Raw genomic sequence first — 21,219 nt, 5'->3', positions numbered from 1 at the left:
AGCTTGGCGTGAAGAAAGGCCCTGAAAATACAGCAATATGGTTGCCGCACGGGGATGTGAGTGGTATCCCGCGCCCATGACGACCGCCCCCATTTCCAACATCCGCAATTTCTCCATCGTCGCCCATATCGACCATGGCAAATCGACGCTGGCCGACCGCCTGATCCAGATGACCGGCGGCCTCTCCGACCGCGAAATGGCGGGCAAGGAGCAGGTGCTCGATTCCATGGACATCGAGCGCGAGCGCGGCATCACCATCAAGGCGCAGACGGTCCGCCTTGCCTACAAGGCCAAGGATGGCAAGGACTACATCTTCAACCTGATGGACACGCCCGGCCATGTCGACTTCGCCTACGAAGTCTCGCGGTCGCTGGCGGCCTGCGAAGGTTCCCTGCTGGTGGTCGACGCCAGCCAGGGCGTCGAGGCGCAGACGCTCGCCAACGTCTACCAGGCGCTCGACAACAATCACGAGATCGTTCCGGTCCTGAACAAGGTCGACCTTCCCGCCGCCGAGCCCGAGAAGATCAAGCAGCAGATCGAGGACGTCATCGGCATCGACGCGTCCGACGCGGTGATGATCTCGGCCAAGACCGGCCTCGGCGTGCCCGATGTGCTGGAGGCCATCGTCACCCGCCTGCCGCCGCCGAAGGGCGATCGCGATGCGACGCTGAAGGCGCTGCTGGTCGACAGCTGGTACGACGTCTATCTCGGCGTCGTCGTTCTCATCCGCGTCGTCGACGGTGTCATGAAGAAGGGCAGCCGCGTGCGCATGATGGGCACGGGCGCGGCCTACGACGTCGAGCGCGTCGGCTTCTTCACGCCGAAGATGCAGCAGGTCGACGAGCTCGGCCCCGGCGAGATCGGCTTCATCACCGCCGCGATCAAGGAAGTCGCCGACACCCGCGTCGGCGACACCATCACCGACGACAGGAAGCCTGTTACCGACATGCTGCCGGGCTTCAAGCCGGCGATCCCCGTGGTGTTCTGCGGCCTGTTCCCGGTCGATGCCGACGACTTCGAGACGCTGCGCGGCGCCATGGGCAAGCTGCGGCTGAACGACGCCAGCTTCTCCTTCGAAATGGAAACCTCGGCCGCACTCGGCTTCGGCTTCCGCTGCGGCTTCCTCGGCCTGTTGCATCTCGAGATCATCCAGGAGCGGCTGTCGCGCGAGTTCGATCTCAACCTGATCGCGACCGCGCCGAGCGTCATCTACAAGATGAAGCTCAACGACGGATCCGAGATCGAGATCCACAATCCCGTCGACATGCCCGACGTGGTCAAGATCGCCGAGATCGAGGAGCCCTGGATCGAGGCGACGATCATGACGCCCGACGAATATCTCGGCAGCGTCTTAAAGCTGTGCCAGGACCGCCGCGGCTCGCAGAAGGAGCTGACCTATGTCGGCTCCCGCGCGATGGTGAAATACGACCTGCCGCTCAACGAGGTGGTGTTCGACTTCTACGACCGCCTGAAGTCGGTCTCCAAGGGCTACGCCTCGTTCGACTATCATCTCACCGACTACAAGCCGGCCGATCTGGTCAAGATGCAGATCCTGGTCAATGCCGAGCCGGTCGACGCCCTCTCGATGCTGGTCCATCGCACCCGCGCGGAGGGGCGCGGCCGCGCCATGGTCGAGAAGATGAAGGAGCTGATCCCGCCGCACATGTTCCAGATCCCGATCCAGGCGGCGATCGGCGGCAAGGTGATCGCGCGCGAGACGGTCCGTGCGCTGCGCAAGGACGTCACCGCAAAGTGCTACGGCGGCGACATCACCCGTAAGCGCAAACTTCTGGAGAAGCAGAAGGAAGGCAAGAAGAAGATGCGGCAGTTCGGCAAGGTCGACATCCCGCAGGAAGCCTTCATTGCCGCGCTGAAGGTGGATAGCTGAGGCGACGCTTTCACGGAGACATCAGCCACCGTCATGCCCGGGCCCGTCCCGGGCATCGACGTTTCCAGTAAGATCGGAAGAGGAAGGCGTGGACGGCCGGGTCAAGCCCGGCCATGACGACGAAGGCGGCACCCGAATGGCGTGACGAGGTGCGTCCGGTCCGGGACGTACTGAGCCCCAAAATAAAAATCGCGAAAACAACCCCATGCACAGTAGCCGGGGCTTTGTTTACATTACAGTTTTTTGATTTACCGAAATCCGATTGACCCGTCGGGCAAAACACTGGCAGAATGGGATCATCGCAGCCTGTGTGACGCGGGCGCCCATCCGGGTTGCCACACCTGGTCGCGCTTGTTCAATCGGGGGCTTCCACGAGCAAGGTTATCGCGCCCGTCGCCGGACTTGTCCTTTCGGCCGTCTTCGCCATCTCCTCGGTGCACGCTGAGCCGGCTTCCTGTTCTGCGGCCGGCGCGTATTGCCGGTCCCAGGTGAAGCTCAAGGTGCCGGCCTCCGAACATGCGTCCTTCATGAGCAAGTGCGCCGCCGCCGTGCAGCAGTGCAAGGCGAGCTGCAACGGCAAGACCAGCGTCTACGTCAGCATGTTCGATGGCACGCAGCATCCAACCGGTTCGTGCAAGTAACGCGAATGCGGTTATGAGCCGGCGGCGACCGATGGCACCCGCATTCTGATTCTTGATGTTCGCGGCTGCGAGCTTGTCGCCTTTGGCGCCCATCAGCAAAGTGGCGACGCTCCATTGCATATAACCGCGCCGCGGAGGATTGAAGGATGAAAATCGACGGCCGTTGTCACTGCGGATACATCACATTTGAAGCCGAGATCGAGCCGGACAAGACCCTGCTTTGCAATTGCACTGATTGCCAGACGTTCTCCGGCTCCGCATTCCGCGTGCACGCCTTCACGCGGGAAGACGCTTTCTGGTTGCTCTCGGGCGAGCCAAAAATCTACATCAAGACCGCCGAAAGCGGCAGCAAGAGGCCACAGGCGTTTTGCCCGGAATGTGGCACGCATATCTACGCGGCCGCGGCCGGAGCAGGCCCCAAGATTTACGCCATCCGCATGGGCACCATCCGTCAACGCGATCAGATCGTCCCCCAAACGCAGTGGTGGTCTCGCTCCGCGCGGCCATGGGTCACACAGATCGGATCTCTGCGAACGTTCGAGAAGCAGCCTTAGATCGATCAACCGGCAACGTCACCATGACCGGATGGCTGTCGGAAGCAGCGGCCGCATCGATCGGTCGGATTGGTGATTGTAACGTGGCGGCTTGGGCGCCTCCGTGGCGATCGCTTTCCGTTTCCAATTTCGCTTATTGGCCCTTAGCCGAACCACGATAAGCCCGTCGTGATGTCGGTTATCGTCGGTAGAGCAGACGTGGGGCCGCGCTCGCTCCGACGGCCGCTTGTGACCCTGAACTGACCTCGAACGCCAAGGAAGTTGATCAAATTGATGCGCCGCACGTACTTTGGACGATTCATTACCGCTGGCGCTCTTTTACGTTCCTGATAGTCTTTGCTTCGCGACTGCATTTGCCAAATCTTCCACTCTGGATGGGGTGCTGGCATGTGGATGCCTTACACACGGTTTTCGCCAATCGCGGCCGGGATTCTGCTGCTCTTGCTCGCCAATCAGCCACCTACATTCGCTCGCGGCAGTCAGGTAGCGCACGACGATCCCTGGAATTCGGAACGTATCGATCGTTTGCCGCCCGAGGTTCGAGGTGCCGTCACCCGCATGTGCGGGAATGCGACGGCCGCTCATTACTTTGCAACCTTTCTCGACAATTCACGGCTGATCAAGCTGCACTTCGAACATCTGCATTGTGATGAGCAGGCACGGTTTTGCAGGGGTACCAGTTGCCTCCGGCAAGAGTACATCTCTACGGGCGGACATTACCGGCTCCAGAGAAGCTATTACGGCGGCGACGACGACTGACCGCCAATCGTCAAAGCGTCACCTCGGGCTTCTCATTCCGCATGGCGACCAAACATGCACTCACCCAGACGGGCAAGCCGCAGCACCAAGCGAGATCACCATCCGCCAGGCGCTGTAGGAGAGCTAGTCACGATCAAAATTCACGGGCGCGATGTAAATGTCCTGCCCGCCTGGCTTCTCGGCCGGGAATGGCGGGAAGGGGCTCGCGCGATGAAGCATGTCCAATGCCTCGCGGTCCAGTACGGTATTGCCGGATGATTTCGTGATCGTGCTGTCGATCACGTCGCCTTCTCGGTTCAATACGAAGCGCACCACCACCTTGCCCAAGACGCCATGCGCCGATTTCGGATAGCGCTTGAAGCGCTGGAGGTGGCCAAGAATCAGTGAATTGTAGGCTTTTGCGCCGGCCTCGCTGAACTGACCCACACGGTCATTCTTCGGCAGCGCACGGGTTTCGGGTGCAGGCGGCTGGGGCTCTGGCTTCGGCTGCTCCTGCTCTTTGGGCTCGTCCTTCGGCAAGGTGACCTCCGCCTCTCGCGGCGGCGATGGCGGCGGCTCCACGCGTTCGACCGGCTTGTCTTCGACCTTGGGTCGCTCCGGCGGCGTCGCCTCGGCCTGCTGCATGGTCGGCCCGACGGCAATATCCTGGTCCTGGATTTCGGGCGAACTGCTCTGCACGGGCGCAAGGGTCACCGCGATAGCGGGAAGAATCTGCGGCGGCGTGGGGTTGCGCTCGAGCCACAACAGCGCGGTCGCGAAGATCGCGACGTGGAGGGCCGCAATCACCGCCGCGGCGAACATCCAGCGCGTGACGCCAGGCCGTTCCGGTAGATGGAGGGCGAAGGCTGTCATGGTTTTGCCGGCGCTTCTTCCAATCCGACCAGCGCCAGCTTGAGATAACCGGCGTCGCGCAGACTGTTCATCACCCCCATCAGGCTGCCATAGCTGAGCGACTTGTCGGCGCGGACGAAAATCGTTTCGTCTTTGTGGTTTCCCGTCGCCGCGTCGAGCGCGCTTGCGAGTGACTCGTGCGCAACCACGGTTTCTCCCACCGCAATCGTCTGGTCCGGCTTGATGGTAACAAAGATGGGCTTGTCGGGGCGCGGCTGCTCGGGAGCCGTGCTCGCGGGCAGGTTGACGCCGATATCCACGGTCGCGAGCGGAGCCGCCACCATAAAGATGATGAGCAGCACCAGGATGACGTCGATGAAGGGCGTGACGTTGATCTCATGCTGAATCTCGAGATCGTCGCTGCCCGAACGTTGTCCAAGACGTACAGCCATGACCTTCACTCCGCGGCGCGCGGCAGCGTGGCCCGGCCGTGATGGACGCGGCTAATCATCAACAGAAGTTGCGCCGAAGCGTCATCCAGCAACACGCGGTAGCCGCCAATGACCCGCACCAGGTGATTGTAGATCACGACCGCGGGGATCGCTGCGACGAGCCCCATGGCGGTTGCCAGCAGCGCTTCGGCAATCCCTGGCGCCACGACCGCGAGATTGGTGGTGTGGGATTCGGAAATGCCGATGAAGGAGTTCATAATGCCCCAGACCGTGCCGAACAGGCCGACGAAGGGCGCGGTTGCGCCGATCGTGGCGAGCAGGCCGGTTCCGCGCGAGATCTGCCGTGTCATCGCCGCCTGCACGCGCTCCAGCCGCAAGGCGACGCGTTCCTTGAACGCGTCGTCGACGATGCCGTCTGATAGTTCGGCCTCGCGTGCGGCGGAGAGGATGAGCTGGGCAACGCCGTCCCTGTCGTTCCGGCAAGCGCGGACCACCTCGACAAGGCTGCCGCCAGCTTCCAACAGCCTGATGCGGCGGCGCGCCCGCCGCCGCGCGCCCGCAAGCTCGATGGTCTTGGCAAGCCACACCGTCCAGGTCACCAGAGATGCAAAGGCAAGCCCGATCATCACCGCCTTCACGATGATGTCGGCGTTGAGGAACATGCCCCACGGCGAGAGATTGCGGGGCAGCAGCGGATTTGAGGTGTCCGCCTGGGCCAGCGCAGCGGTCGGCATCGCGAGCGATGCAAGGCTCGCGATGCTCAGCGTGACGATGCGGGCGAAATTTCCAAACGTGGCCCGAGATTTGCGATCAGGCATATGGTTCTCTTTTCCGTTGTCCTTCTGAATCACCCCTGCTCCCGCTCATATCTTCTGAGAGATACCGACGAAGAAACCTCGCCGCGGTCCGAATTGCGGCGCGAATACGCCGATGCCGGACCCGTCCCTGATTTCGTAGATCTTGTCGAAAAGGTTCACGACGTCGAACCGCACTGTGGTCGGTTTGTTCGGGGCGACGAAATAGAAATCGTGCGACACGCCGACGTTGACCTGAGTGTAGGACGGCATGTGGTCGGTATTGGCGAAGCCGGAACGAAGTCCGCTGCCGTAGATCATGGACGCGGTAAACTTCGTGTCGTGCCATTGATAGGAGGCCCCGGCGGACGCCGTCAGGACTTGGCTGTGGTCGGTGTAGATGTAGTGACGGGCGATGTAGGCCAACTCGTCCGGATCGAACAGGAACTGGTTCGAGACGACATTGGTGCCGATCTGGCGTGCCCAGGCGACGTTCCCATAAAGCCTGAGATTGCCATCGGTATAGCTCGCCTTGAACTCGAGGCCGATATTGTTCGCCTTGGCATAGTTGAAGCCATCGAGCACATAAGCTTGGCCGAACTGCCCGTCATCGAGCAGATCGGTTGCCAGCTTGACATAGCCGTCGACGCCGACTTCGAGGCCGGGAATCGGCCAAATCTTCTGAACCACGCCGGCATCGAAGACGTGGGCCCGTTCCGGCAGCACCGGATCGTTCTGAGTGACCGCCGGCGCAGCCACGGTGCCCTGAAACAGCGCAATGTTGCTCGGCGCCGCAATCACCTGCTGCGGCGGCGTAAAGGTCCGCGCGTAGCCGGCATGAACCGTGGTGCCGTCCTGAGGCACCCAGGTCAGGCTGATGCGCGGGCTGAACTGGTTGGCATCTACATATTGCCACATCTGGTCGAAGCGCAGGCCCACGTTAAGGGTCAGGTTGTTGGTGATCTTCCATTCGTCCTGCACGTAGGCGCCGAACAGCCAGCCGAGCTTGGAACTGGAATCGAAAATGGTGACAGGCGGAAGCGGTGCGCCCGTGGTCGGGTCGAACGCTTGACCACCGCTCACCGGATCGGCCGGGAATGTGGTGTTGATGCCAGTGACCAGGGACCGCTCTGCGCTGGTGGTGAACCCGAACCGCAGCGTGTGCGCGTCGGCGATGCGCCAAGCCGTGTCCTCCTGAATGCCGTTGACGTAGCTCTGACGATACACGCTCGACGAAACGCCGTTGATGAGCAGGTCACCGGTCGGGTCGGGCCAGAAGTGGAGCTGGCTGTAGCGGTTGAAATAGGAAAGCTGGTAGTCAATTCCTTCGGCCGAGTGCTGGTAGGCCACGACATTGAACTGATTGAGTTCGGACTGGCGCTCATTGAGAAACGCGGAATTGAAGCTGGTTATGTTTCCCAACTGGAAGTTGGACGGCTGACCGGGATTATTGGGAATCTGATACAGCGCGTTCGAGACGCCGCCGATGTAGGTGATGCGGCTGTTGGGGTCGAGCACCGTCGAGACGTAGGCAAAGCCCTTTTCCTGTTGCGTGCGGTCGTGAATGGCCTCATTTGCGGGCGTCGGATTCTCGATGCCGAGATTGTTGTAGAGATAGCGACCCGACACGTAATATTGCGTTTGTCCCACCGTCCCGCCGTATTCGGCGAACGGCGTGATGGTCTGGTGGCTGCCGCCATAGACGCTGACCTTGCCGGAATTGTCGAACGCGTCAGCCTTGGTCGTAATGTCCAGCACGCCGGCCGTGCGCAGGCCATATTGCGCCGGCAGCGCGCCCATCAGCAGCGCCATATTGCCGACGATACCTGTGTCGAGGATTTGTCCGAAGCCGCCGACACCGTCGGGCAGCATAATGCCGTTGATGCGGTATTGCAGATTGGCATGCTCGTTGCGCACATGCAGTTCGCCGCTCGCCGCCGAATCCTGATGCACGCCCGGGAACTGCAACAGCGCCTTATCCAGCGAGGTGTTGTTGCCCTGCGGCAGGGATTCGATGGCCTGGTGGCTGAGCTGGTAGGAACTGGCCCCTATCGCCGGGAAGATGGTCTGGCGGGCCGCGTCGAACTTCTGGTTCTGCTCGGTGATGACCTGTGCCTGCGTAGACGGCGGCGCCGGCCGATTGGTCGCCACGACGCGCGGAGGCTTGGTACGCGGCCGTGGCCGCTCTACCGGCGCCACGACGCGCGTCTCGGGCAGCACGTTGCCGCCCTGCGCTTGAGGCGGAGGCGACGGGGGCTGTTCCGTAGCAGGGGGGCTTTGCTGCGGTGAGGGCTGGGTCGGAGCCGGCGTTTCTGGCGCGGAAGGGGAAGCGGATGGCTGCGGCGTCGGCGAGGCGGCGCCGGCTTGCGCGAGCGCGGGTGCGCCTAACGCTGCGACCAGCACAAGCGTGGACGCTGATAGGAAAAGGCTACGCGGGATGCGCAACGAGGCGGAGTACATGAAGATTCCTGACTGAGATGATTCACGCGCTAGGGGCCAAAAGGCGACACACGCCGTGTAGTGAGCGACGGAACCTCGGCCGATGGCGACAGCAGTTCTGGTGCTGCGCTACGCGAGCGAGGCAGCGGCGTCAGGAAATCGGTGGTCCGCGGGACTGAAAGGCCGCGCGTGGCGGCTGAGGGATTGGGTACTCATGCTCGATCGGGCGGTCGATCGACACGTCGGCAAAGCTAACGGGTAGCGCAGGTGGTGTCGCCGCCAGGGCGTTTCCCACCGCCGCGGTGGCGATGCAGATCGGACAGAGATGGTCCACACCGTTGGCAGGATGGTTTGGCGTCTGATCGCCATTGTCCGGCGTGCTTGACGCGGCGAGGGCAACTTGGCTTGGACCTGAGCCCGGGCCGCCAATGGCGTGAACGTGACCAAAGGCCAGCGCAAAGTTTATGGCAATCGCAAGGAGCGCGAGCCATGAGCCTTGTCTGACATGATCCCGGAACCAGCGCATGCGAAGCGCGACCGTCGCCTTCTTTCCGTTCTCTGGGGCCACAATCCTATCCGACTTAGCAGTCGGGTCAACCAGAGTTCCTGTCATACTTGGCCAGGATTACCAGACATCGGCGCGAGCGTACGCGCAATTTGAGCTGTTCTCGCTGCCTTCCCGCAGGTCGGGACGCATGGCCGGTCGCCGCATGTGGTGCAGGCGGCACGCCTATTAGGCTGTGGCCCCCGACCCTGTGCTCGGGACCTCGCTCATGAGCCAATCCAGCCTTTTGTCGTGATGGCACCGCAGGCCGGTGACTCTCCTTCACGCACAATCTCCAAGACCTATCTTGGGTTTGTCTTGGGTATGCCGATTGGTCTGCGGCAGTCGTTAACGAGAGGTCCTCGAATGACCATCATCCTCAACCACACCATCGTCCCTGCCCGCGACAAGAGGGCAGCGGCGCAATTTTTTGCGCGCATTTTTGGCCTCCATGCCGATGCGAAAGGCGGCCATTTCGCACCCGTACGTATCAACGACACGCTCACGCTCCTTTTCGACGACGGCGAGGAGTTCGAGAGCCACCACTATGCCTTCCACGTCAGTGATGCCGAGTTCGATGCCATCTTCGGCCGCATTCGCGAGGCGAAGCTCGTCTATGGCAGCGCACCGTGGAGCATCGACGATGCTAAGCTCAATGACTGGAACGGCGGCCGCGGCGTCTATTTTCGCGACCCTGACGGCCATGTGCTCGAAATCATGACCGCACCTCAGTGAGCTTCAACCCCTCTGGTGCACCGATGAAGTGCCGATCGCGATCTCGCTACGTCAGACAGCCCTCAAGGCTTCGATGGGTACCGATCCGATCGAACGGCGACCCAGCTCCTCCACCGACACTGAGTCTTATGGGTTTCGCGAAGAGCTCAACCCATCCTACGAGCTTACGATTTTACGAAATCGAGTTGACACGCCGGGCAAATCAGGGGCAGGATGGCATCATCGCCGCCCGCGGGACGGGTGGAGTCCCGCCGGGGGACGAAGATGCATCGCTCGATCAACGTGATCGCGGCCGTAGGCCTTGCACTTGGTGGCGCTCTGGGAATGGCGGGGGCCATTGTCACGCAACAAAACGTGCAGGCGATGCTGTGGGCGATCGACGGCTCGGGACTTGTGATGGCCGCAGCACTCCTCGCCACAAAATATTTCCGGGCAGGCCATGACGTTGTCGCCGGCGGCTTTCTGGTCTTTGCCATCGGCGAGGGGGTCATCATGCTGTCGGGGCCTGCGGCAGGCGTTGCGGGCAGCATCGGCGCATTTGCCGCCGGCAGCGCTCTTTGGGGGACGGCGCTCCTCCTCATCAGCATTCCCAGGCTGTTCGCCATGCCGATCCGACTCCTCGGCATCGTGAGTGCGGTCCTGTTCATCGTCACCGCGGCGAGAATTTTCTGGGGTGAGCCGCTGCAGCCGACGTCGACACCGTTGCCGACCTACGCCTATCCCGTGCTGGTCGCGACCTTCATCGGCTGGATCTGGACACTCCTGCGGGAAGCAGACAGCCTGTAGGATGGGGGTGAACTGCATCATGACGATGATTTCGCTTGAACGAACCGCCGATACTCTTCCCGCAGATTTTCCCGAGCTGGAGGCTGACGCCAAGGCGGATGGCCACGCACACATGACTCGCCTGGTCGCGGAATTCACACACGAACGAGCCAAGTTTCACGCGATATTCACGAGCCGCCTGGATGGCAGATTGGTAGGGATCGGAGCGATTACCAATGAGCCTACGCCGACGTCGCTACCCATGTGGCGGATGCGGCGGCTTTACGTGCACCACAACTATAGAAGACGCAAGGTTGCGCAGGCTATCGCGAACGCCTTGCTGCAAGAAGCAGCGGGGAAGGTCTCAACCGTGACTGTCCACGCAGGAAATGACGGCGCTGCCCGGTTTTGGGAAGCCATGGGATTTAGCCGGGTCGAGGGTCAGCCCTGGTCACACGAGGCAGCTCGCAGGACGGGTTGAGCTCTTGCGAATTCTGCGGGTCCGATTGAACCCGAATCGAGATCGACGACACTATTCCCTGCGCGTCATGAACACCCGCGTTCATCGACGGGTGACACAGGGGAAGATCTGTCATGCGGAAGCGAAACTGGCGTTTGATCGCCGTCGGCGTGGTGTTGCTGGCTCTCGCCGTGCTGTTCTTTCTGAACATGCGTGACATGACGCCCTGGTCCAATAATCCTGTCGCCCTGATGCGGACGGTCGGAGAGGTCTCCGGCGCCGTCAGCGGCATCAGCATCGTCATGATCGTATTCGGCCTGATCGGCCGCAAGGCGCCGGCGGGCCAGGGATACCCCGGTCACCCGTCGGGATACGGCAACCAGAGCTCGTAGGACGGGTTGAGCTCTTGCGAAACCCATCGTCCTGTCGGGCAGACGCAGACCTGATTGTAGGGATGAAGTTTGATGGGCTTCGCTTCCGCCCTCGCTCTTTGAGCTACGGCGGACAAGTCGCTCGACCCTACGAGCTCAACGACAGCGTCTGACCAAGCCGCTCACCGCGCATCCGGCAAGACCTCAGATCAATTCACCGCCTGCAGCGCGGCGGCGAAGGCGGCATCGGCGGCCTTCTACAACAGCGCAAGGGCAGGCTGCTGCGCCGGCAGCTCCTGGCAATACATCCGATCGATCTTGCGCTGCATGAGCGCATAGCAACTGCATGCGACGCGCTCGAGCTTCGGCCGGTCGATCTCGACGAACCCGCGCCGGTCGGACGGAACGGCGCCGGCGGCGCGCAGCTTGCTCATCGTCAGGGTCACTGTCGTCCGCCGCACCCCGAGCAACTGCGCAAGCGCCTCCTGCGTCACCGGAAGGTGGTCCCCGGGAACGCGGTCCTGCAGCTGCAGCAGCCACCGCGCCATGCGGCGATCCACCCGGTGCAGCGCGTTGCAGGCGGCGACGTGCTGGAGCTGCAACATCAGCGCACGGACGTGGATTTGCACGACATTCCTGATGGCCGCGCTTTGCGCATAGGCCGCCCGAAACTTCGCGGCAGAGATCTGCGATGCCGTGCCCGCGACGCGAGCAACCGCGGTGACCGATGACAGCGACGGGCCGAGCACGGAGAACGAGGCCAAGGCACCTTCCCGTCCCATCAACGTGGTGGCGACCGTTTGCCCGTCCGGCATGTCGAGCATGAACGCGATGGCGCCGCTATGGGGGAAGTAGATCGGGTCGAGCTCATCGCCCGAGCGCACCAGGATGGAATCGGGTTCGTACGAGACCTTCTGGAAATGGGGGGTGAGCAAGGCGAGATCCGCCGGCGGCAGCGCCGCAAGCAGCCGGTTGCCGATGCCGGTGCTCCGCACGCCCGGGACGCCTTCTGCCGAAAGAGCCGTCAATGAACGACGGTATCCATTCGTTTGATCCACTACGATGACCCGAAATGCGGATTGCCCAACGAAACGATCCAAACAGAGCCCTCAATGGAGATCAAGTACGTGCTATTCCGGGCTCAGTCGGGCAGATTTGCCGCGCAAACAGGCCTTTGAATAATCATACTATTGAAGCCCGCAGGATGGCTGGGCGCTGGCGCCTGCTCACCCGATCGCGAAATCAGCCGCTGTCTCCGCGTGAATGGCCGTCGTGTCGAACGTCTCGACCGAGGTATCGCCCTCGCCGACCAGCATCGTGATCTCGGTGCAGCCGAGGATGATGCACTCCGCGCCCGAGGCGACCAATGCGGCCATCACGTCCTGATAGAGGCCGCGCGAGGGAGCATTGACGATCCCGAGGCACAGCTCGTCGTAGATGATGCGGTTCACCTCGGCGCGCGCGCCTTCGGGAGGAACCAGGACGTCGAGACCGTTCGCGCGCAGCCGGTCGATGTAGAAATCCTCCTCCATCGTGAACTTCGTGCCGAGCAGTCCGACCCGACGGTACCCCTTGGACCGGATGCGCTCCGCCGTTGCGTCGCCGATGTGGATGAAGGGAACGGTCAGGTTCGACGTGATGTCGGGCGCCAGCTTGTGCATTGTGTTCGTGCACAACACGATCGCCCGCGCACCGGCGCTTTCGAGACGCCGCGCGATCTCCGCCAGGCTGGTTGCGGCCTCCTCCCAACGGCCGGCATATTGCATCTCCTTGATCGCCTGAAAATCGTAGGAATACATCAGCAGCGGAGCCGAATGCAGCTTGCCCATGCGATGGCGAACACGCTCGTTGATGAGCTTGTAGTAGAGCGCAGTGCTCTCCCAGCTCATGCCCCCGATCAGGCCAATGGTTCGCATCCCGGCATCTCCGAAAATCCCTCGATCGGATGGTAGTGGAAGACGCGGAAGCCCGCCATCACGATGCGGGGCGCAGGCCCGAGAAGGGTCATTTCCGCGATTGAACCGACCGCAAGGCCGGCCACACCAAACAAGGTCGCGCCAATGCAATAACGGCCGTATCCCGCCGAGAGACGCGCGATGAAACGGGTCACTGCATGCGGTTCTTCCTCTGTGAAATCGTCGCCCGGCTCGTCGCGGTCTACCTGTGCGTCGATTGCGGCCGTATGCTGCGGGATGGCTATGCCGAGCGGCAAATCAGGGCTTTCAGCCCCGATCTGCTGGACTGGTCGCGGCAGGTTTTTGGGAGGGACACTGCGCCGGTCCAGTACTGGATGGAAATGGCCCTCCAGGCCATCGGCCTGGCAGCGTGCCTCGTCGTTGCGATCTTCGGGTGGTGGCTGCCAAACGGCTGAGGATCAGCCAAGGATCAGCCATGGATCGGCCATGGGCCTTCCGGCGACCACCAACGGCCTTGGCAACAAACACCGCGACGAATAGTCTGGCTGCGTTTCCACGAAACGGCCGTTTGTCTTTTTTGTTTCATCATTCCGGGGGGAGATCTCAATGAAGCTCGCTCACATTTTGGCGTCGATTGCGCTGGTCACAGTCGTCGCGGTGAATCCCGTCGCTCTCGCACAGGAGCCTCCAAAGCTCAAAGTGACTCCGTTGCAGAAGGAGCCGCTGACGGGACAACCGGACAAGGAAGTCGTCTCTCTGATCGTCGAGTGGCCGCCCGGCTCCGGCACCGGTCTTCATACGCATCCCGGCGACGAATACACGACCGTCCTCGAAGGCGAGGTCATCGGTCGAAAGGAAGGCAGCGAAGCAAAGACCTATGCGGCGGGACAGTCCTATCACAACGAGCCCGGCATCGTTCACGAGGCAAACAACAAGGGAAGCGTTCCGGCGAAAACGTTCAACGTCTTCGTGGTCGAGAAGGGAAAACCGGTGACCGAGCCTGTGAAGCGATAGCGCCTGATCCAAAAGGGGCTTTCCGAGGTCGCACGCATGAAGCGGCGTGAATTCATGACGGCCCTTGGCTCCGCGGCAATGACTTTGCCGTTGGCCGCCCGGGCACAGAAATTGGCAATCCCGGTGATCGGCTCGCTCAACCGCCCGAGCCCGGGGACGGCGACGTTCGGGGAGGCGTTTCGCCGCGGACTCAAGCAAATGGGATTTGTCGAAGGTCAGAACGTTTCCACCGAGGAGCGCTGGCCCAACGCCAATGAGGAGCTGCGGGACGCCGCAGCCGATCTCGTGCGCAAGCGCGTCGCTCTCATCTTTACCGCCGACAATGGCGGCGCGCTGGCGGCCAAGGCGGCGACCTCGAACATCCCCATCGTGTTCGTGGTGGGTCTCGATCCCGTTGCCATGGGTCTTGCCGCATCGATCAATCGCCCGGCCGGTAACGCGACCGGGGTTGCGTTCCGGGTGAGCGCGCTGGAGCCGAAGCGGTTCGAATTGCTGCACGCACTATTGCCCAACGCGTCCCTGGTGGCCGTGCTGGTCAATCCGGACAATCCAAATGCGGATGTAGCGGGTCTGCGCTCAGCGGCAGCTTCCTCGGGGCTGCAAATGCTCGTCCTGGAGGCGCGAAACCTCGCCGAACTCGAAACCGCATTTGCAACATTGGCCGAACGCCACGCGAACGCGCTGCTCGTGACCTCCGACCGCCTTTTCAATCTGGAGCGTCATCGTGTCGTTGATCTGGCAGCGCGTAGCGCCATACCCGCAATGTACCCCTGGCGCGATTTTGCCGATGCCGGCGGACTGATGAGCTACGGCAACAGTCTGACCGACGCCTTTCGGCAAGGCGGGCTCTATGTCGGCCGCATTCTCAAAGGCGACAGACCGGGCGACCTGCCGATCTGGCAGCCCACCAGGTTCGAGTTCGTGATCAACCTGAAGGTGGCAAAGACGCTCAACCTCGAAATCCCGCCGGCTCTGTTGGCGTTTGCGGACGACGTGATCGAATAAATCAAACGTCCGTGGCGATCACGCGTCCCGGAATGACGGCCCCTGCTCCGTCTTGATCCTCCCCGCCAAATAGACCACCATCGCGCCTCACACCGCTCACGACAGAAGGGGCGAGGAAACGCGCATGAACGCAACTCCCGGAGTTGGCCTCGTCGAGCGGGCTCGTGCCCTCGCGCCGCTGATTGCGGGCGAGGCCGACGAAATCGAACGGACGCGGCGGCTGACGCCGGCGGTCGTCTCCGCCTTGATCGAGAACGGGCTTTACCGCGCGCTGCTGCCGCAAAGCCTCGGCGGCGCTGAGGCGCCGATCGAAACCTTCATGCAGATGCTGGAGGAGATCGCGAAGGCGGATGCCTCCACGGCCTGGTGTCTCGGCCAGTGCGGCGTCTGCGCGATGATCGCGGCCTGGCTCGACCACGACACCGCGCAGGAGATCTTCAACGCAGACCCCGGCATCCTCGCCTGGGGCGCGATTGCGCATGAGGCGCGCGCGGTGGAGGGCGGCTATCGCGTCACGGCGCGCTGGGATTTCGCCTCGGGCTCGCGGCAGGCGAGCTGGCTGGGCGCGCATGTCCGCATCGTGGGTAACGACGGTGTGCCGCGCAAAAACGCCGATGGCTCACCGGAGGTGTGCACCATCCTGTTTCCGGTCGCGCGCGCGACGTTGCACGACGTCTGGCAGGCGATCGGGCTCGCCGGCACCGGCACGGATTCGTATGAGGTGAGCGACCTCTTCATCCCCGAGCGCTTCACGGCGTTCCGCGACGTGCCGGCCGCGCTGCGCGAGGCGGGTCCGCTCTACAGGATCGGCACCGGCTCGACCTTCAGTCTCGGCTTTGCCGCGGTCTCGCTCGGGGTGGCGCGCGCCACGCTGGATGCGGCCATTGCGCTCGCGCGTGGAAAACACCAGTCGCTTGCGGCCGGCGCCATGCGCGACAACGGCGCGGTCCAGGGACTGATCGGCCGCACCGAGGGCGACTTGCGCGCCGCGCGCGCCTATCTCTATGCGACCGCGAATGCGATGTGGCGCGACCTCGGCACGACCGGCGAGTTCAGCGCCGCGCATCGGAGCGCGGTTCGCCTCGCCGCGACCTGGACGATCCATCAGTCGGCCAAAGTGGTCGACACCGCCTATCACATGGCCGGCGCCACCGCGGTGTTTCGCAGCCAGCCGTTCGAGCGGCGCTTTCGCGACATGCACGCCATCGCCCAGCAGATCCAGGCGCGCGACACGCATTTTGAGGATGTGGGCAAGGCGATCTTGTCGGGCGGCGCCCCGTAGACGAGGCAGATTGGAACCCGAGGGTTTTCGGCGCACCCAAGCCTCCACATCGTCATGGCCGGGCTTCGTTCCCGCCATCCACGGCTTGCCGCGCATACCGAAGAACGTGGATGCCGGGACATCCCGCGCGAAGAGGCGCTTCGCGCTTTTGCCCCGGGCATGGCGGCCTTTATTTCAAGCTGCCGTTTATCACATGCCGGCAATCGTCTTCATCACGCGTTCAGCTCTCCGAGACGCTTCCTATCGAGGATCGTCACCTGTCTCTGCGTGGCTCCTTCGAACCGCAGGATTCCCTCGTCGCGAAGATTGGAGAGGGCGCGCGAAACCGTTTCCAAGGTCAGCCCGAGATAGTCCGCAATGTCGCGGCGGCTCATCGGGAAAACCATGATGTCCGGCTGGAGCTGTCGCTCGTCCATCTCATGGACGAATGCGATCACCTTCTCCAAAGCGGTCTTTCGCCCGAGCAGCAGCATGTGATTTTCGGCGTGCTGAAGATTGCGCGTGACGAGGCCGATGAGGTCTCTCGTGCCACCTTCTCTGCTCGCCATCGCGTCGAGAAGGCTGTGCCGCCTCATGATGCGAACGTTCGTCTCGATGACGGCCTCGGCTGAAAAGCGATGAACTTTGCCATTCTCGAGGCCGAACAGATCCCCGGGCAGGTGAAATGAATTGATCTGGCGACGGCCATCGGGAAGCAGCTTGTACGTACGCACGGCTCCCGATTGGATCTGATAGACGTATTCCGCCTCATCTCCCTCGCCAAAGATCTCGGAACCTCTTCGATACTTGAAATGGCTCGCAAGCACCCGCTCGCCGGCCAGCACGCCCAGATACCCGTCGTCCGCGTGGTGGGCCGCCCTGCCGTTCCGCAGCAGCATGATCGCCTCCCTTATTTTGGAGGCAGACTAGGAAAAAATGGCAACGACGAAGTTGATCTGGCGCAAATTCAAAAACGACCGGGTCAGGCCAAAAGCAAACGGTCCTAGGCCACCAGCGCCGCGTCCTCGTCGGCACCGTCGATGCCGCGCTGCGCGGCGAGCAGGCTGATGATCTCGGCATTGGGCCGGGCCTTGCTGAACAGAAAGCCCTGGCCTTCGTCGCAGCCCTCAGTGCGGAGGCAGCTGAGCTCCGCTTCGGTCTCGACGCCTTCGGCGGTGATGATGACGCCAAGACCTTTGCCGAGGCTGACGATGGAGCGGATGATCGCCTGGGCCTCGCGGTTGGCCCCTAAATCGCGCACGAAGGACTGGTCGATCTTGATCTTGTCGAAGGGGAAGCTTCTGAGATAGCTGAGGCTGGAATAGCCGGTGCCGAAATCGTCCATCGAGATGCGCACCCCTAACGCGCGCAGTGCATGCAGCGTCGCCAGCACCTGCGCGCTCTTCTCCAGCAGCAGCGTCTCGGTGATCTCGAGCTCCAGCCGCCGCGGCGGCAGGCCGGAATGTTTCAGCGCGTCCGTCACCATCGACAGCAGATTGCCGCTGCGGAACTGCAGCGGCGACAGATTGACGGCGACGCGGACGTCGTCGGGCCAGGCCGCGGCGTCGAGGCAGGCGCGGCGCAGCATCAACCCGCCGAGCGGATTGATCAGGCCGGTTTCCTCGGCGACCGGAATGAACTCGGCCGGCGAGACCATGCCGCGCTCGGCATGCGGCCAGCGCACCAGCGCCTCGAAACCAGTGATGCGGCCGCTCTGGAGGTCGACCAGCGGCTGGTAATAGGGACGCAGCACGTCGTTCTGGATCGCATCGCGCAGCTCGACCTCGATCTTGCGCCGGCTCTGCGCTTTCGCATCGAGCGCGGCCTCGAAGAAGGCGAAGGTGCCGCGCGCATCCAGCTTGGCGCGCGACAGCGCCATGTCGGCGCTCTTGAGCAGCTTTTCGGAATCGTCGCCGTCGCCCGGCGCCATCGCGATGCCGATCGAGGCGCCGATCACCACGGAATGGCCATCGAGCAGATAGGGATCGGCGATGGCTTCCAACAGGCGCTTGGCCAGCATCACCGCGTCTTCCGGCCGCGTCAGCCCGCTCTGCACGATCGCGAACTCGTCGGAGTTCAGCCGCGCCAGCGCGTCCTCCTCGCGCAAGGTCGAGCGCAGCCGCTTGGCGACGCCGCGCAGGAGCTTGTCGCCGACCGCATGTCCCAGCGTGTCGTTGACCGCCTTGAAATTGTCCAGCCCCAGCATCAGCAGCGCGACCTTCTCGGTGCCGCGCCGCGTATGCAGCAGCATCTCGTCGACCTGCTGGCGCAGCAGGTTGCGGTTGGGCAGGCCGGTGAGCCCGTCGTGCTGGGCCATGAAGGCGAGCCGCGCCTCGGCGCGCTTGCGCTCGGTGATGTCCATCAATGCGAGCAGCACCGCGGGCCGCTCGGCATAGGTCAGTTCGCGCGAATAGATCGCAAGGTCGATCAGCGCGCCGTCGGCCTTGACGTGCTTCCAGGTGCGGCCGGCCTGCTCTTCCCCGGTCGGATCGGCGGTCCAGGGCGGCTCGCTGTCGAAGGCCTGCAGGGAGCGGATCTTCAGCCGCTCGAACTCGGTGCGGCTGTATCCATAATGCGCGACCGCGGCATCGTTGACGCCGAGAATGCGCTCGTCGTCCAGCGCGCAGACGATCATGGGAACGGGATTGCCGTCGAACAGCAGGCGGAAGGAGGCCTCGCGCTGCTTCAACTCGGTGATGTCGACACGCAGTCCGACGACGCCGCCGTCATCGGTCAGCCGCTCGTCGATCAGGATGACGCGGCCGTCGGCCAGCTTCTGCTCGTGGCGGGCGCCGGGCTGATAAAGCTTTTGCAGCCGCTCGGCGATCCACTCGTCCTCGTGGCCGGCGGCCTCGGGGTAATCGCCGCGGGCAACGCCGATGCGCAGCGTGTCCTCGAGGCGCGCACCTTCTTCGAACAGATCGGCGGTCTTGCTGTAGATCTCGGCGTATTTCTTGTTCCAGAGAACGTAGCGGCCCTCGGCATCGAGAAACACGATGCCCTGGGGCAGGATGTCGATGGCCTGGCGCAGGCGCTCATGGGATTTGCGCGCCTCCGCGATCGCGGCTTCCGCCTCGGCGCGGCTGCGCAGGATTTCGTCGCGCTCGGAAACCGGCTGAGGCGCGCGCGCAAAACGCGGCTTGCGCGGCGGTTGGCCGGCGCGGGCAAGCACGCTTCGCTTTCGTTTTCCTGTTTTTCGAGGCCTCAAACTCAACGTCACTCGTCCCAGTCGCGCCAGCGATCGCAAGTTCTGAGGCAAGTGTCTGAAAAAAAAGTAATCTCGGGCGGACGCGTCAGCCAAGGCCGTGTCTCGCGACGCTGAGAACCGGACCGATTTGCCTGTTTGAGAGGCTCGGCGGCGTCACGAGGCGCGCCAAACCTGCTGTGTCGTTACAATCGGAAACAGACATGGTGCAAAAACGCGCTCTCTCCATGAATCAATTCCGCCCGTGCGTCCGATTGCATACGGGACAGAAACGAAAGCCGTTCCGCGCACGAATTTTGGTCAATGCGGGATACGGTTATTGCGCTGTTAAGAACGCGGCCGATCCCGGCAGGACACTACGACTTTCGGACGATCACCTCCGAGATGGGAAGCATGCCAGGCGCGCCTTCGCGCGGGGCAAAGGCTTAAAGACACCGTTCTTAACCCTGATGCGGCGTTGGGCTATAAGAGCGTCAGCATGAGTCCCCGCCGCTTCACCCCTCTCCTGCTTTTGGCGACACTCCTGACCGCCGGCGGCGCGCCGGCCCAGGACAAGGGCAGCGTCAACCCAAAGCCGCTGCCGCCGCTCGCCAATCCCAACGATCCCAGTCTCGGCGCCAAGGAGCTGTTCGCGCGAAAGCTGCTGCCGTCGAAGGGCGCGGCGCATGTCATCGGCTCCTACACCAAGGGCTGCATCGGCGGCGCGGAGCAGATGCCGCTCAACGGCGACGCCTGGCAGGTGATGCGGCTGTCGCGCAATCGCAGCTACGGCCACCCCGACATGATCGCGCTGATCAAGCGGCTCGCCGCCAGGGCGCGCAAGGACGCGGGATGGCCGGGCATCCTGGTCGGCGACATCGCCCAGCCGCGCGGCGGGCCGGCGCTGTCAGGCCATGCCAGCCATCAAATTGGTCTCGATGCCGACATCTGGCTGACGCCGATGCCCGACCGCCGGCTCTCGCGCGAGGAGCGCGAGGAGATGTCGGCGGTGATGATGGTGCGGCAGGACCGGCTCGACATCGACCCGAAGGTGTTCACCCCTGGCCATGTGCTGGTGCTGCGCGATGCGGCGCAGGAGCCGGGCGTGCAGCGCATCTTCGTCAATGCCGCGATCAAGAAGGCGCTGTGCCGCGAGGCCAAGGGCGACCGTTCCTGGCTGTCGAAGATCCGCCCCTGGTGGGGTCACGATTACCACTTCCACATCCGCATGCGCTGCCCGGCGGGATCAGGCGAATGCGAGGGCCAGCCGTCGCAGGCCGAGGACGAAGGCTGCAAGCCCGCCGATCTCGCCTATTGGTTCTCCGACGCCGTGCTGCACCCCAAGCCGCCGCCGGAGCCGCCGAAGCCAAAACCGCCGATGACGCTGGCGCAGATGCCCGCGGCCTGCAAGGTCGTGCTGCATGCGGGCGATGCGAAGCCGTAAGTGAGCGTTGGGCACGCTGGCGCCGACCCACCGCCGTCGTCCCGGCCTAGGGCCGATCGACATTCAGGATTCCCAAGTGGTTTGATCGCTGATTCATAGAGTTCCGTGATTCGACACGGAGCAGATGATGGCGGCGAAGCGATATGAGCTGACCGAGGCGCA

General features: G+C 63.0%; 22 protein-coding genes. 12 read left to right on the top strand and 10 right to left on the bottom strand.

Annotated elements, in window-relative coordinates; genetic code table 11:
- The first annotated feature begins 76 nt into the window (after positions 1-76).
- The 3 genes from lepA to RAD15_RS40615 all read left to right on the top strand — a co-directional run bounded on the left by lepA (position 77) and on the right by RAD15_RS40615 (position 3,842).
- On the top strand, positions 77-1,888 hold the full coding sequence (gene lepA / locus RAD15_RS40625; RefSeq protein ID WP_458184316.1) for a translation elongation factor 4: 1,812 nt from the start codon (positions 77-79) through the stop codon (positions 1,886-1,888).
- 787 nt (positions 1,889-2,675) lie between these two features.
- Positions 2,676-3,083 carry a GFA family protein gene (locus RAD15_RS40620; protein WP_458184315.1) on the top strand — a complete coding sequence of 136 codons (408 nt, stop codon included), beginning with the start codon at positions 2,676-2,678 and terminating at the stop codon, positions 3,081-3,083.
- Between the two features lie 387 nt (positions 3,084-3,470).
- A complete protein-coding gene (locus RAD15_RS40615) occupies positions 3,471-3,842 on the top strand; it encodes a hypothetical protein (protein WP_458184314.1) in 372 nt (123 codons plus the stop codon).
- 123 nt (positions 3,843-3,965) lie between these two features.
- Here the strand turns inward: RAD15_RS40615 and RAD15_RS40610 are convergent, their stop codons facing one another.
- From RAD15_RS40610 to RAD15_RS40590, 5 genes are all read right to left on the bottom strand, one after another.
- A complete protein-coding gene (locus RAD15_RS40610; protein ID WP_458184313.1) occupies positions 3,966-4,694 on the bottom strand; it encodes an energy transducer TonB family protein in 729 nt (242 codons plus the stop codon).
- On the bottom strand, positions 4,691-5,125 hold the full coding sequence (gene exbD, locus RAD15_RS40605; RefSeq protein ID WP_458184312.1) for a TonB system transport protein ExbD: 435 nt from the start codon (positions 5,123-5,125) through the stop codon (positions 4,691-4,693). Before exbD ends, RAD15_RS40610 begins: the two co-directional genes overlap by 4 nt.
- 5 nt (positions 5,126-5,130) lie before the next feature.
- On the bottom strand, positions 5,131-5,943 hold the full coding sequence (gene exbB, locus RAD15_RS40600) for a tonB-system energizer ExbB (protein ID WP_458184311.1): 813 nt from the start codon (positions 5,941-5,943) through the stop codon (positions 5,131-5,133).
- Positions 5,944-5,988: 45 nt separating this feature from the next.
- A complete protein-coding gene (locus RAD15_RS40595) occupies positions 5,989-8,322 on the bottom strand; it encodes a TonB-dependent receptor (protein WP_458184310.1) in 2,334 nt (777 codons plus the stop codon).
- A 187-nt stretch (positions 8,323-8,509) separates the two neighbouring features.
- Positions 8,510-8,884 (bottom strand): DUF2946 family protein, encoded by a 375-nt coding sequence (locus tag RAD15_RS40590; protein WP_458184334.1) that lies wholly within the window; start codon positions 8,882-8,884, stop codon positions 8,510-8,512.
- Between the two features lie 384 nt (positions 8,885-9,268).
- On the opposite strand from RAD15_RS40590, the gene RAD15_RS40585 reads away from it, so the two are divergent.
- The 4 genes from RAD15_RS40585 (at position 9,269) to RAD15_RS40570 (ending at position 11,254) form a co-directional block, all read left to right on the top strand.
- Positions 9,269-9,637 carry a VOC family protein gene (locus RAD15_RS40585; RefSeq protein ID WP_458184309.1) on the top strand — a complete coding sequence of 123 codons (369 nt, stop codon included), beginning with the start codon at positions 9,269-9,271 and terminating at the stop codon, positions 9,635-9,637.
- Positions 9,638-9,901: 264 nt separating this feature from the next.
- Positions 9,902-10,423: a hypothetical protein gene (locus RAD15_RS40580; protein WP_458184308.1), complete on the top strand. Its 522-nt coding sequence runs from the start codon at positions 9,902-9,904 to the stop codon at positions 10,421-10,423.
- Between the two features lie 19 nt (positions 10,424-10,442).
- Positions 10,443-10,883 carry a GNAT family N-acetyltransferase gene (locus RAD15_RS40575; RefSeq protein WP_458184307.1) on the top strand — a complete coding sequence of 147 codons (441 nt, stop codon included), beginning with the start codon at positions 10,443-10,445 and terminating at the stop codon, positions 10,881-10,883.
- Positions 10,884-10,996: 113 nt separating this feature from the next.
- Positions 10,997-11,254, top strand: a complete 258-nt coding sequence (locus RAD15_RS40570; protein WP_458184306.1) for a hypothetical protein — start codon at positions 10,997-10,999, stop codon at positions 11,252-11,254.
- Positions 11,255-11,490: 236 nt separating this feature from the next.
- Here RAD15_RS40570 and RAD15_RS40565 read toward each other — a convergent pair whose 3' ends face one another.
- From RAD15_RS40565 to RAD15_RS40555, 3 genes are all read right to left on the bottom strand, one after another.
- On the bottom strand, positions 11,491-12,261 hold the full coding sequence (locus RAD15_RS40565; protein ID WP_458184305.1) for a Crp/Fnr family transcriptional regulator: 771 nt from the start codon (positions 12,259-12,261) through the stop codon (positions 11,491-11,493).
- Positions 12,262-12,459: 198 nt separating this feature from the next.
- Positions 12,460-13,149 carry an aspartate/glutamate racemase family protein gene (locus tag RAD15_RS40560; RefSeq protein WP_458184304.1) on the bottom strand — a complete coding sequence of 230 codons (690 nt, stop codon included), beginning with the start codon at positions 13,147-13,149 and terminating at the stop codon, positions 12,460-12,462.
- Positions 13,131-13,343: a hypothetical protein gene (locus RAD15_RS40555; RefSeq protein ID WP_458184303.1), complete on the bottom strand. Its 213-nt coding sequence runs from the start codon at positions 13,341-13,343 to the stop codon at positions 13,131-13,133. The genes RAD15_RS40560 and RAD15_RS40555 overlap by 19 nt, the downstream gene beginning before the upstream one ends.
- A gap of 3 nt (positions 13,344-13,346) precedes the next feature.
- Between RAD15_RS40555 and RAD15_RS40550 the strand changes: the two genes are divergently transcribed.
- The 4 genes from RAD15_RS40550 to RAD15_RS40535 all read left to right on the top strand — a co-directional run bounded on the left by RAD15_RS40550 (position 13,347) and on the right by RAD15_RS40535 (position 16,450).
- On the top strand, positions 13,347-13,604 hold the full coding sequence (locus RAD15_RS40550; protein ID WP_458184302.1) for a hypothetical protein: 258 nt from the start codon (positions 13,347-13,349) through the stop codon (positions 13,602-13,604).
- Positions 13,605-13,755: 151 nt separating this feature from the next.
- Positions 13,756-14,163, top strand: coding sequence for a cupin domain-containing protein (locus tag RAD15_RS40545; protein ID WP_458184301.1), 408 nt, complete (start codon positions 13,756-13,758; stop codon positions 14,161-14,163).
- A 36-nt stretch (positions 14,164-14,199) separates the two neighbouring features.
- Positions 14,200-15,168 carry an ABC transporter substrate-binding protein gene (locus RAD15_RS40540; protein ID WP_458184300.1) on the top strand — a complete coding sequence of 323 codons (969 nt, stop codon included), beginning with the start codon at positions 14,200-14,202 and terminating at the stop codon, positions 15,166-15,168.
- A gap of 124 nt (positions 15,169-15,292) precedes the next feature.
- Positions 15,293-16,450, top strand: coding sequence for an acyl-CoA dehydrogenase family protein (locus RAD15_RS40535; RefSeq protein ID WP_458184299.1), 1,158 nt, complete (start codon positions 15,293-15,295; stop codon positions 16,448-16,450).
- A gap of 212 nt (positions 16,451-16,662) precedes the next feature.
- On the opposite strand, the gene RAD15_RS40530 is transcribed toward RAD15_RS40535, so the two are convergent.
- Entirely contained in the window at positions 16,663-17,328 is a 666-nt protein-coding gene (locus RAD15_RS40530; protein WP_458184298.1) for a helix-turn-helix domain-containing protein, read from the bottom strand.
- Between the two features lie 104 nt (positions 17,329-17,432).
- Positions 17,433-19,601, bottom strand: coding sequence for an EAL domain-containing protein (locus RAD15_RS40525; RefSeq protein ID WP_458184297.1), 2,169 nt, complete (start codon positions 19,599-19,601; stop codon positions 17,433-17,435).
- Between the two features lie 511 nt (positions 19,602-20,112).
- Between RAD15_RS40525 and mepA the strand changes: the two genes are divergently transcribed.
- Positions 20,113-21,057, top strand: coding sequence for a penicillin-insensitive murein endopeptidase (gene mepA, locus RAD15_RS40520; RefSeq protein ID WP_458184296.1), 945 nt, complete (start codon positions 20,113-20,115; stop codon positions 21,055-21,057).
- Positions 21,058-21,219 lie beyond the last annotated feature (162 nt).

The sequence above is a fragment of the Bradyrhizobium sp. 14AA genome, assembly GCF_054185205.1.
This window is presented reverse-complemented; position numbering and strand designations above follow the sequence as displayed.